The 12,815-nt window shown below is 37.3% G+C and carries 9 protein-coding genes; 6 read left to right on the top strand and 3 right to left on the bottom strand.

What is annotated here, in order from left to right; all coding sequences use genetic code 11:
- Nucleotides 1-30 precede the first annotated feature (30 nt).
- The gene (locus tag GVN22_RS00705; protein ID WP_166549150.1) at nucleotides 31-465 is read right to left on the bottom strand and encodes a DUF4440 domain-containing protein; all 435 of its coding nucleotides are present in this window, start codon (nucleotides 463-465) and stop codon (nucleotides 31-33) included.
- A gap of 348 nt (nucleotides 466-813) precedes the next feature.
- Between GVN22_RS00705 and GVN22_RS00700 the strand changes: the two genes are divergently transcribed.
- The gene (locus GVN22_RS00700) at nucleotides 814-1,686 is read left to right on the top strand and encodes a diacylglycerol kinase family protein (protein ID WP_166549149.1); all 873 of its coding nucleotides are present in this window, start codon (nucleotides 814-816) and stop codon (nucleotides 1,684-1,686) included.
- 34 nt (nucleotides 1,687-1,720) lie between these two features.
- Nucleotides 1,721-2,059, top strand: coding sequence for a translation initiation factor (locus GVN22_RS00695; RefSeq protein ID WP_166549148.1), 339 nt, complete (start codon nucleotides 1,721-1,723; stop codon nucleotides 2,057-2,059).
- Between the two features lie 98 nt (nucleotides 2,060-2,157).
- On the opposite strand, the gene scpA is transcribed toward GVN22_RS00695, so the two are convergent.
- Both scpA and GVN22_RS00685 read right to left on the bottom strand, forming a co-directional pair.
- Nucleotides 2,158-4,296, bottom strand: coding sequence for a methylmalonyl-CoA mutase (scpA, locus tag GVN22_RS00690; protein ID WP_255494234.1), 2,139 nt, complete (start codon nucleotides 4,294-4,296; stop codon nucleotides 2,158-2,160).
- A gap of 45 nt (nucleotides 4,297-4,341) precedes the next feature.
- On the bottom strand, nucleotides 4,342-5,730 hold the full coding sequence (locus GVN22_RS00685) for a methylmalonyl-CoA mutase family protein (RefSeq protein ID WP_166549146.1): 1,389 nt from the start codon (nucleotides 5,728-5,730) through the stop codon (nucleotides 4,342-4,344).
- 548 nt (nucleotides 5,731-6,278) lie between these two features.
- Between GVN22_RS00685 and dnaA the strand changes: the two genes are divergently transcribed.
- The 4 genes from dnaA (at nucleotide 6,279) to GVN22_RS00665 (ending at nucleotide 12,685) form a co-directional block, all read left to right on the top strand.
- Nucleotides 6,279-7,709 (top strand): chromosomal replication initiator protein DnaA, encoded by a 1,431-nt coding sequence (gene dnaA / locus GVN22_RS00680; protein ID WP_166549145.1) that lies wholly within the window; start codon nucleotides 6,279-6,281, stop codon nucleotides 7,707-7,709.
- A gap of 162 nt (nucleotides 7,710-7,871) precedes the next feature.
- Nucleotides 7,872-8,195 (top strand): hypothetical protein, encoded by a 324-nt coding sequence (locus GVN22_RS00675; protein WP_166549144.1) that lies wholly within the window; start codon nucleotides 7,872-7,874, stop codon nucleotides 8,193-8,195.
- Nucleotides 8,196-8,409: 214 nt separating this feature from the next.
- Nucleotides 8,410-9,447 carry a phenylalanine--tRNA ligase subunit alpha gene (gene pheS, locus GVN22_RS00670; RefSeq protein ID WP_166549143.1) on the top strand — a complete coding sequence of 346 codons (1,038 nt, stop codon included), beginning with the start codon at nucleotides 8,410-8,412 and terminating at the stop codon, nucleotides 9,445-9,447.
- A gap of 268 nt (nucleotides 9,448-9,715) precedes the next feature.
- A complete protein-coding gene (locus tag GVN22_RS00665) occupies nucleotides 9,716-12,685 on the top strand; it encodes a DUF2723 domain-containing protein (protein WP_166549142.1) in 2,970 nt (989 codons plus the stop codon).
- Nucleotides 12,686-12,815: the final 130 nt, after the last annotated feature.

The following is a 12,815-nucleotide window of genomic DNA, read 5'->3' as shown; positions in this document are numbered from 1 at the left end:
CAATATGTTGTTACTTCTTACAAAAATCCCTTATGAAGAATGATCGGCAATAATAACCCATTCGCCTTTGGTTTTTTGCCATGTCAGGGTAAAATGACCGCTAATATCACCCTTTTCTGGACGAGTCAAAGCCCATTTTCCTACTAACAAGCAATTGTTGGGTCCTAGAAAGTTTACTTTGATAATGGTAAACTTCAGAGTACCCATGCTGGCTTTGTCAGGATAATTTTTCTGATAACTAGCCAATGTTTTTTGATAACCATACGTTACTCCGCTTTTACCAATATACATCAAAGAATCAGACTCCCAGTAACCTTTCATAAATGCGACTACATCGCCTCGATTCCAAGCTTGATTTTGTTTGTCTAAGATTTCTAGAATTTTTTGACGGTCTTTATTCGTTTGTGAAAAACTGATAAAACCAATTAAGCAAAATAATACAGAAAAGATGAAGCGCTTTGTCATGTGAAATAGATAAAATTAGGGTGCTAAATATGAGATTTATCCAAATAGATAGAATACATCCCTCCAAAATTTTGTAGTTTTGAATTCTTATCAATTCAGCTCAAATAAAGATAATTATTTTTATGAAATTCAAAGAATTTGTGGATAAATATAAAGATTACTATTTGGTAGATGGCCTCATGTATCTTTCTTTTATTATAATGATTATCTTCATGTTTGTGTTTTTCAGTTAGTATATGCTTTTCGCAACTCAACCATAGAAATACGCTTCCAAGAGATTTTGGGTGATTGATTAAAACACTTATAAATTATAGATCGGGCGTAGGTCTCGTAAACTCACATAATATTATGATTTGGTTTGTTTTAAATCCTAAGTCTGGAACCACAACCCCAGCAAAGAGAAATAAAATAATTCAAGCTATCAACAAACAGGCAAATTGTAGATTAATCTTAACAGAATATGCAGGTCATGCAACCGAAATCGCTCAACAGGCCGTTCAGCAGGGTATTAGCCGTGTTGTAGCAGTCGGTGGCGATGGTACAGTCAACGAGGTAGCTCGAGGGCTGGTGGGTTCAGACACTGCGCTTGGTATCATTCCGATTGGTTCTGGAAACGGTTTAGCTCGTCACCTGAATATACCTTTAAAAATTGATAAAGCGATTCAGTTTGCTATTCAGCAACCTACTGCCCAAATAGATGCTTGTTATTTGAATGAAATTCCCTTTTTCTGTACTGCAGGAGTTGGGTTTGATGCTTTTGTGGCAAATGAGTTTGCTCAACAGGAGTCAAGAGGTTTGAAAACGTATGCTAAAATGTCTTTAAAGTCATTTAGAACTTATAAGCCCGAAGCCTATGTGATCTCGCATCAAGGAAAAGATTATGCTAAAATGGCCTTTTCTATCACCTTTGCGAATGCTACACAATATGGAAATAATGCCTTGATTTCGCCAAAATCTAAAATCGATGATGGCTTAATCGACCTCGTTGTATTGAAGCCATTCCCTTTTGGAGCAGCTCCAATTATTGGTGTACGTTTGTTTAGAGGAACATTGCCTAACTCTCGTTACATTGATATGGAGGTTTCGGAAGACTATGTTCTCAAGTCTGAAAAGCCTTTATTGATTCACTTTGATGGCGAACCTTTACAGTTAGATACCAACGAGATTCGGGTATATATCAAACCAAAATCGCTAAAAGTTGTGGCTGGGGTAGTGGAGTAAGTGAGTTATTCGTATTTTGAAAAATAGAAAAACCATGTCAAAAAATAAAAAAATACCATTAGGAGTTGTCTATTCTACAAATCCTGATTTTGAATATGAATTTGAGGAAAAAGAAGTGGCGGAAACACTTCCTCCTAATCAACAAAATTTGAAAGCCTTACTAGATAAAAAGGCTCGTGCTGGCAAACAAGTAACACTTGTTACAGGTTTTGTTGGAAATGATGATGACTTGAATACTTTGGGTAAAAAACTTAAAAATCTTTGTGGTTGTGGAGGCTCTGTGAAGGATGGCGAAATCATCTTGCAAGGTGATTTTAGAGAAAAGGTAGTTACATGGCTAATTCAGCAAGGTTATAAAGCCAAAAAGGTATAAGAACTCTACTATTGAGTGAATGGTGATTTAGTAAATTTCTTTATGAAATAATCACTCAATCACCATTCACTCAATTAGTAATGTCTCATAAAAATGAACTAGTCCATCAATTCTTTTAAAATCTTTTGTGCTGCAATTGATATGATTGTACCAGGACCAAAAACACCTTTTACACCCGATTCATACAAAAATGCATAGTCTTGGGCAGGGATTACTCCTCCAGCAATTACCATAATATCTTCGCGACCGAGTTTCTTAAGTTCATTGATAAGCTCTGGAACAAGCGTTTTGTGTCCAGCAGCCAAGCTTGATGCTCCAACTACATGAACGTCATTTTCGACGGCCTGTTTGGCAACTTCTTCTGGTGTTTGAAAAAGTGGGGTAATATCCACATCAAAACCTAAGTCGGCAAAGCTTGTGGCAATTACTTTGGCGCCACGGTCGTGACCGTCTTGTCCCATTTTTGCTACCATAATACGTGGTCGGCGACCTTCTAATTTGGCAAAATCGTCTGCCATTTCCTTGGCAATTCTGAAATTCTCGTCGTCTGTCACTTCTGATGAATATACGCCTGAAATTGAACGAATAATAGCTTTGTGGCGACCATACACTTTTTCGAGTGCCATAGATATTTCGCCGAGTGTAGCACGCTCGCGAGCGGCGTCTACAGCCAAAGCTAGTAAGTTTCCCTGTTTGGTATTGGCAGCTTCTGTGATTTTTTCTAAAGCTTTTGCTACTTTATCATTATCACGGACAGCCTTAATTTGCTCTAATCTTTGTATTTGCGATAAGCGTACAGCCTGATTATCTACTTCCAAAATCTCGATTGGAGTCTCCTCTGCCAATTTGTACTTATTTACCCCAACGATAATATCTTTTCCTGAATCGATTCTGGCTTGTTTACGAGCTGCCGCTTCTTCAATACGCATTTTGGGTAAGCCCGTTTCGATTGCTTTTGCCATTCCTCCCAAACTTTCTACCTCTTCAATCAATGACCAAGCTTTTTTAGCCAATTCTTTAGTCAAATATTCTACATAATACGAGCCTCCCCAAGGGTCAACAACACGGGTAATATTAGTTTCGTTTTGAATATACAATTGCGTATTACGAGCAATACGAGCCGAAAAGTCAGTCGGAAGTGCAATAGCCTCATCAAGTGAATTGGTATGCAAACTTTGGGTATGGCCCAAAGCAGCAGCCATGGCTTCCACACAAGTACGAGTAACGTTGTTGAATGGGTCTTGCTCCGTCAATGACCACCCCGACGTTTGACAGTGCGTACGTAAAGCCAAGGATTTGTCATTTTTTGGGTTAAACTGTTTCACAATTTTTGCCCATAGCAAACGACCCGCTCGCATTTTGGCAATTTCCATAAAATGGTTCATTCCAATAGCCCAGAAAAAGGAGAGGCGAGGAGCAAAGTTGTCTACATCTAGACCCGCCGCAATACCCGTTCGAAGATATTCCAAACCATCAGCCAAGGTATATGCCAATTCCAAATCCGCGGTAGCACCTGCTTCTTGCATGTGATAGCCAGAAATAGAAATAGAATTGAATTTTGGCATCAATTGAGCGGTGTATTCAAAAATATCTGCAATGATTCTCATTGAAGGCTCTGGCGGATATATATAGGTATTTCGCACCATAAACTCTTTAAGAATATCATTTTGAATAGTACCAGACAGTTTTTCAGGACCAACGCCCTGTTCTTCTGCTGCTACAATATAGAAAGCCATTATGGGCAATACAGCGCCATTCATGGTCATCGAAACCGACATTTGGTCTAAAGGAATTTGGTCGAAAAGAATTTTCATGTCTTCAACCGAATCGATTGCTACCCCTGCTTTTCCAACATCGCCTGTTACACGTGGGTGGTCTGAATCATAACCTCGGTGAGTAGCAAGGTCAAAGGCTACCGAAAGTCCTTTTTGTCCTGCTGCCAAGTTACGTCTGTAAAAAGCATTGGATTCTTCGGCAGTTGAAAACCCTGCATATTGACGTACAGTCCAAGGTTGTTGGACATACATGGTCGAATATGGACCTCTAAGATAAGGTGGTAAACCTGCGGCAAATCTCAAATGCTCGGCATCGTCGAGGTCTGCTTGGGTAAAATGCACTTTTACAGGAATTCCTTCGGGAGATTTCCAAAATTTGGAAGACGTAGAAGCAACAGCCTTGGCTTTTCCTTCTTGTAATTGAATATTTGAAAGGTTTGGTTTCATAAAGTCATCAAACAAATTTTTGGTTTTACAGCTTTGTTTTGTTATTCCTCACTGAGACGATTACTGAGCTTCTACAACTTCTGATAATCTTTGAGCTCTTAATAATGGTATTGTTGATGTTTGAGCTTCTTTTGCTTCATAAACAAACGGCTTTTCATCAAATCTAAATTTGTTGACACCCACCATAACACGTTTGCCAGAAGTTGTAGCTTCTTGACGACTATTGTGATTTTGAGCAATTGTATTTTGAATGAACCCTTGTTCAAATGCTGCAATACTGCCGCCTAATGAGGCTACCTCTTGCAGAAGTAGTAGCGCTTTTTGAGCTAATTCGAAGGTTAAATGCTCGATATAGTAGCTTCCAGCCGATGGATCATTTACTTTATCAAGGTACGATTCTTCTTTCAAAATGGTTGAAATATTGCGAGCAATTCTTTTCCCAAAACTCTCTTCATTTTCGAAGGTCGAGTTATAAGCATGTAAAACTAGGGCGTTGGCACCACCAACAATAGCAGACATCGCCTCGGTTGTAGCACGAAGCATATTGGTATTTGGCGTTAGGGCTGCATCAAAATAGGTTGAAGTATGCGCCGAAATCACAACTGGAAATTCACTCGCTTTTTCAAAACCGTATCCTTCAGATAATACTTTTTGCCATAAATATCTCATGGCTCTAATTTTGGCAATTTCAGTAAAGTAGTCTGTCCCAACGGCAACACTAAATTCAATTTTGTTCAAAATATCCTCCAAAGATAAACCAGCTTCGGTAAGTTGGTCAATATATTCCAGCGCATTGGCCAAAGTAAAGGCAATTTCTTGTACGCTGTTTGCACCTGCATTATGAAACACTTCTCCCGATACCAAAAGAGCTTTGAACTGAGGATGATTTTGTACTTTTCTAATAGTTTGTGTTAATTGTGTTGTACTATCTTTTGATAAAACACCAGTATTCATCCAACTTGCTAAATAGTCATCTTGTACTCCTCCTTTCATTTGATAAGGAATCAAAGACGCTAGTGTTTCTAGTAGTTGTGCACTCTGATTTTGGACTTTAAAAAAGACATAAATCTCAGAAAGTTTGATCTGATGTAATAGTTTTTTGAAGTCTACAGAAGTAATATCTTTTTCTTCAAAATCAATAATTACACTATCAGCACCCCACTCGATGGCTTCTAAAATAAGCTGATTTGTTGCCTTTTCGGTTGAAAAAATGATTTTTTCACGATTGTGCCAAGTCGCAATAATCGCATTATTTTGCGCACTTTGTACCAACTCTATTGGCAACGAAGATAAGTCTTCATGATTGTAATAAGGCTCAATACGCAAGTCGCCTTCGGCTTGCCAAATCAGCGTTTGGTCAAAGTCTTTTCCTTTAAGATCTTTGATTGCTTGATTTTTCCAAACCTCTTTAGAATGAGGTTGAAAGTCTTCAAAGAGTGATGCTGCCATATTGAAAATAGATTTCAAATAATTTAATTTTTCAAAGTTGGACAAATGTAATGTCTTAGATTTATCAAACCAAAAAATCTCCAAAACTTGATATTCAAAAGGATTTTATTGTATTTTTTATAGAACAAAACTATAGTAGATATCACGAACGAATGACTTTATTTTGGGGAGAACTCAACAGACATAATAGTCAATAACTTATTAAACGGTTGATTAATATACTGAAATATAGTGTGTTGTATTTTGAGTTTTTTTATAATTTAGGCTTTACTTTGTTTGATAAATACGGTAAAATCTTTCAAATAAACAAAACCTCTGCTCAAATAAGATAGTCAAGGAAAGGAGTAAGGAGAATCGTTTTGAGATTGTTCAAAAAATGATTTATCTCATCCCAATAGCGTTTTCTGATGATAAAATTTACTATTTTTGTGGCTTGATTTGGCACAAGACAAGTCATTGCTTTTTACAAAAAAGTTAAATGCTTAACTACCAGAGGTTTGTGTATAGGACATCTGATTTCGCCATTATTTTAAAAATTTACCCCAACCATGCAAACCGAAACAAGGCAAGTGTGGGCTAAGTGCCTCGAAATTATTCGTCAAGAAGTCAATGAACAAAGCTTCAAGACGTGGTTCGAACCCATAGTTCCTCTTCGAATTCAACATAACACATTGACCATACAAGTCCCAAGCCAGTTTTTTTATGAATGGCTTGAGGAAAATTATGTACATGCCCTACGCAAAGCTATTGATTATACTTTGGGTCGTCAGGGGATGCTTGAGTATTCTATTATCGTAGATAAAGGCGATCGTAAGAATCCTCCTATTGCTTTAAATGTACCTAATCAGAAAAGTACTACACCACCACCAGTACAGAGACGTCCTGAGCCAACAATTTACGAAAGCCCATTTCAATTAAAGGACTTGGATTCTTTGGAGTTGGATTCTTACTTAAATCCACATTATGCGTTCGACAATTTTGTAGAAGGAGATTGTAACCGTTTGGGACGCTCGGCAGGTTTGGCTGTGGCACAACGCCCTGGCGTTACGTCATTTAACCCTTTGATGATTTATGGTGGAGTAGGTTTGGGAAAAACACACTTGATTCAAGCGATAGGGAACTATATTAAAAGCACACAATCTAACAAATTTGTGTTGTATGTGTCTTCTGAAAAATTTGTCAATCAATTCATCAATGCGATTCGTAATAATACTTTGCAAGCATTTACGAATTTCTATATGCAGATTGATGTATTGATTTTGGATGACGTTCAGTTTTTAGCAGGAAAAGAAAAAACGCAAGAGTCGTTTTTCCACATATTCAACCACTTGCATCAATCAGGTAAGCAAATTATTATGTCTTCTGACCGCCCTCCTCGTGACTTGGCAGGTATGCAAGACCGTTTGCTTTCTCGTTTTAAGTGGGGTTTGACCGCAGATTTGCAACAGCCTGATTTTGAGACTCGTATTGCCATTATTCAAAAGAAATTGCAAGCAGATGGCATTTATATCAAAGACGAAGTTATTGAATATTTGGCTCATAGTGTAGACACCAACGTACGTGAATTAGAAGGTGTGATTGTTTCGTTGATGGCACATGCCTCTTTGAATCGTCGTGAAATTGATATGGATTTGGCTCGTACTACCTTGAAAAACATTGTAGTCGATAACGAAAAAGAAATTACTGTAGACAATATTTTTGATGCGATTATTGCTCATTTTGACGTCACAATGACTGATTTGAAAGGTAAAAGTCGTAAAAAAGAAATTGTATTTCCACGTCAGGTAGCCATGTATTTGATGAAGGAATTTACCAATTTACCTTTAAAATCTATCGGTTATCATTTTGGTGGTCGTGATCATAGTACTGTTATTCATGCTGTGCAAAATATCAGCGTGCTCATTGATTCTGATAAAGATGTAGAAGGTAGAATTCAGAAGTTATACAAGCATTTTAATCGTGTGAGAGTTCGAGCATAAGATTGAAATTTAAGACATAGACAAAAAGCTCATTATCAGACTCGGTGATGAGCTTTTTGTTTTGTTATGATTTGGTTTTATGGACGATTGATGATTAATTTGTTATATAGTTAATAATATGCTCTAGAACGTACTCAATCGACTCAACCTAATTGAACTTATATGATGAACGCTCTCCCTTCAAAAAAGTATTTTACTAAAACGGTCCTATTAGTTTTTAGTATATCAATGCTCGGAAATGGTACAGCAATTTATGCTTCCGAGGAAGCTCCTCCAGTTTTAGCAGTCGAAAAATTTATGGATAATCCTAAAAAGAAACTTAGGATAAAATTGGTATTTAGTGAGGAAGAGAAAGATTCTACTGCTAAGAAGAAAAGTGTATTTGCAAAAGTGAAAGGACTGGTAGATGCAATCCTGAATTTTTCGGATAACCCTCCTGTGCGTTTAAAAGTTGGCTATGATACGGACAAAACGAAGAAGCAATAGAAGATTCATCTAATTTTAATTTATTTCAGAACACGAATGCTTCGCTACTCATAACTTCTATTGACATTTTCGAAAAACCTCCTATTAAAACCTCGTTGCTTCGGCTTAAATTATTAATTTTGCAGACCCATTGTACTGGCTTGAATCAATTAGCGATGCAGATTCAAGATTTTGGGATTCGAACAAAGCCATTTACTTAAGATATTTAGAATAAATGCAAGAGAAAATTCAAGAAATACATCAGCAGGTTGATGCTTTCGTGATTGAAAACAAAGACCAGCTAGAAGCATTCCGCATAGGATACGTAGGGCGTAAGAGTGTTATTGGCGAGCTTTTCGATGGACTAAAAAATGTAGCAGCCGAACAGCGTAGAGAAATTGGTCAGCAATTGAATGGTCTCAAAGACTTTGCTCAGAACAAATTTAACGAGATGCAAGCTTTGCTTGAGGCTTCTTCTGAGAATGCAGTTAGTATTGAGTTTGACTTGACATTGCCTGTTGTTCCTCAAGAGAATGGTACTTTGCATCCATTGAATGTAGTTCGTGCAAGAATTATCGAAATCTTCGAGAAAATGGGCTTCAACGTTTCTGACGGTCCTGAAATCGAAACTGATTTCTATAATTTTACAGCCTTAAATTTTGCAGAAAATCACCCTGCTCGTGAGATGCAAGATACTTTCTTTATTGAGAAAAAAGGTGGAAATGTAGCAGATGATGTATTGTTGCGTACACATACATCAAACGTACAGATTCGTTTGATGCAGCAAAAGCAACCTCCATTACGCTCGATTATGCCAGGCCGTGTATATCGTAACGAAGCTATTTCGGCACGTGCACACTGTTTGTTTCATCAAGTAGAAGGTTTATATATTGATAAAAATGTTGGTTTTAAAGACCTGAAAGATACACTTTATCACTTTGCCAAAGAAATGTTCGGTAAAGATACAAAAGTACGTTATCGTCCTTCATATTTCCCTTTTACAGAGCCTTCAGCCGAAATCGATATTTCTTGCTTGATTTGTAAAGGAGTTGGTTGTAACGTTTGTAAATACACTGGATGGGTAGAAATTGCTGGTTCGGGTATGGTAGATCCTAATGTATTAGAAAACTGTGGTATCGATTCGAAAGAATATACAGGTTTTGCTTTTGGGATGGGTATCGAACGTATCACCATGCTAAAATATGGTATTAAAGACTTAAGATTATTTACCGAGAACGACGTACGATTCCTGCGCCAGTTTGAAGGTGTCTAAATGTCTTCAGAAAGACCTCACAGACAACTCTCTGTGAGGTCTTTTGTTGTTTAGACGGTTGAAATAATTGAATAATGAGCCACTTCAGTTAATCATTTCTTTTGGAAAAGCTGACATTAAACAGTCATTTTAACACATTTTAACTAAACTAAAAGTAAATACACCGGCCTATTTTGCTATTTTTGACTTTGAAAGGCGAAATATTCCGTTTGCACAATACTGTCGGATACAGTATTCATAGACTCTAAAACAGATAAAGTATCTCCTAATGAACAACTTTAAAAAGATTAACGACTTAGTTGGTTGGGCCGTTTTTGTTATTTCATTAATTGTATTCGCTGCAACTGTAGAAAGAACAGCTTCTTTCTGGGATTGCGGTGAATTCATTGCTTGTGCTTACAAGCTTCAAGTTCCACACCCTCCTGGGGCACCATTATTCCTCTTGTTGGGTCGATTATTTTCCCTTTTTGCAGCAGGTGATGTATTGCAGGTAGCCTATTGGGTAAACATGTTATCGGTAGTTTCGAGTGCCTTGACTATTTTGTTTATGCACTGGACTATTGTGTTGATTGGTAGAAAAGTTCTTAACAAGCGATTTGAAGAACTTACTTTCAACGAAGCACTTATTTTGTTAAGCTCAGGTGTTGTTGGTTCATTAGCTTATGCTTTTTCAGATACGTTCTGGTTCTCTGCAGTAGAGGCCGAAGTATATGCTATGTCATCATTCTTTACAGCTTTGGTAGTATGGGCAGCATTTAAATGGGAAATCATTGAGGATGAAGTTACGGCTAACCGTTGGTTGATTTTGATTGCTTATATCGTTGGTTTATCAATCGGAGTTCACTTATTGAACTTGGTTACTGTTCCAGCGTTAGCGTTGTTATACTATTTCAAAAAATATCCAAAACCTACTTACCTTGGCGGGTTTGCTTCTATTTTTGCGGGTTTGGTTATCTTAGGAGTTATCAACTCTGGAATTATCCCTGGACTTCCATCAATTGCATTCAGTTTTGAATTAGGAATGGTAAATGGCATGGGAATGCCGTACGGTTCTGGCGTTGTGGTATTCTTAATTTTGTTTATCGGAGTTATGGTGGGCGGAATTGCCTACTCTCAGAAGAAAAACAAGGTTAATTTGAATATCGGTATGTTGGCGTTGTCATTCGTACTAATTGGTTATTTGTCTTATACTTTGGCCTTAGTTCGTTCAAATTATAATACACCAATCAACGAAAATGACCCAAGTAATATCCTCAACTTCTTGAAATATTTGCGTCGTGAGCAATATGGAGACCGTTCATTGTTGTTTGGCCCTATCTATACAGCAGAGGTTGAAAGTGTAGAGCAAGGAGCTCCTGTTTACAAAATGCAGGATGGCAAATATGTGGTATATGACCACAAGCAAAAAGTAACGTATTCAAAAGATGGTCAGATGCTTTTCCCACGTATCTATTCTAGTTCACCACAACACGTTGAATTATATCGAGAAATGTTGGGTATTCCAGAAGGACAAAAACCGAGCTTTGGGGATAACTTAAAATTCATGTTCTCGCATCAAATGGGACACATGTATATGCGTTATTTGCTGTGGAACTTTGTAGGACGCGAAAGCGACATTCAAGATGCTGGAGTAATTGACTATACCAGAAAAGGAGCTTTACCAGAGCTTTTGGCTACTAACAAAGCAAGAAATAATTACTTCTATCTTCCTTTAATTTTAGGACTATTAGGTTTCTATCTTTTATATCGTAAAAACGAAAAAGATTTCTTGGTAACAATTCTAATGTTCTTACTGACAGGTTTGGCATTGGTTGTATTCCTAAACTCACCGCCAACAGAACCACGTGAACGTGACTATATTTATGTAGGTTCGTTCTATTTCTTTGCTATCTGGATTGGTTTGGGGGTAATGCAATTAGCAGAATGGTTGTCGAAATTCTTTAAAAATGGAGCTTCGAGTGGTATTGCTGCAACAGCACTTTCTGCGATTGTTCCTGTGATATTGATTCAGCAAAACTGGGATGACCACGATAGAAATCATCGTTATCACCAAGTAGATTTCGCAAGAAATATGTTGAACTCTTGTGCGCCAAATGCTATATTATTTACGGGAGGTGACAACGATACGTTCCCATTATGGTATGTTCAAGAGGTGGAAGGTTTCCGTACAGACGTGCGAGTATGTAACTTGTCGTTGTTGGGTACTGATTGGTACATTGACCAAATGAAACGTAAGACTTACGAGTCTCAAGCTTTACCGATTTCTTTGACAAAAGATCGTTTCTTAGAAGGTGTAAATGACCAAATCTTGTTCTACGAAAACCCTAATGTAAAAACAGGTATCAATTTGCAAGAATATATGAAGTTGGTGAAGGATGATAATCCAGCGATTAAAGTTCCATTGCAAGATGGTTCTATGATTAATACAATGCCTTCAGAAACTGTATTCCTTCCTGTGAATGTAGATCAAGTGAAAAAATCAGGTATTGTTCCAAAAGAAATGGATCCGTTCTTGACAGATCAAATTAGCTGGAATGTGGGTAAAGGTGGTATTATGAAACCTGAATTGATTCAATTAGACATTATTGCACAGAATGCTGCTCAGGGTTGGAAACGCCCAATTTACTTTGCAACAACATTGGCAAGCAGTAGCTATTTGAATATGAAAGAGTTTATGCAGTTGGAAGGTTATGCGTATCGTTTGATGCCATTCAAGGTTCCTGGTGCTAAAGACGGTTTCGTGAATACAGATATCATGTATAACAACATGACCACCAAAATGGCTTGGCGTGATTTGGATAATCCTCAAACGTATTATCATTCAGACTTCTATTTGGAAGTACCAGTAGTTACAGCTCGCTTGAGCTTCTTAAGATTGGTAGACCAATTGGTACGTGAAGGTAAATTACAAAAAGCAAAACAAGCATTGGATTATGAAATGAAGGTAATGCCTGACAAGACTATTCCTTATGATCAGTTGAGTGCTAATTATGTAGCCTTATACTTGGCGGTTGGAGATAAGAAAACGGCTCTTCAAATTGCAGATACCATGATGAATCGTAATAATAAAGCTCTAGAATATTACTTGACTGAACGTCGTGGTAGCGATACTAGAGAGATTCAGACAGCCTTGTACGAAATGCAAATTATCGTAAATGGCTTGAAAGAAGCTAAAATGCCTGAAGCAGCAAAATATGAACAAATGTTCAATAGTCAGTTGCAAAGAGCTAGCTCATAGTTATGTTTGAGTATTAAATTTTAGTTTAAAAGTTTGCAAGTCAGAATTTTATCTAAAAATTATATAGTAGAATTGATATAAAAAGCGTGATTTAGTGTTAAAGCTAAATCACGCTTTTTTTGATGCTTAA

It is taken from the genome of Cellulophaga sp. BC115SP, assembly GCF_009905545.1.
Lineage (GTDB): Bacteria > Bacteroidota > Bacteroidia > Cytophagales > Spirosomataceae > Flectobacillus > Flectobacillus rivi.
The sequence above is the reverse complement of the archived record's forward strand: the minus strand, read 5'-3'. Positions and strand labels throughout refer to the sequence as shown.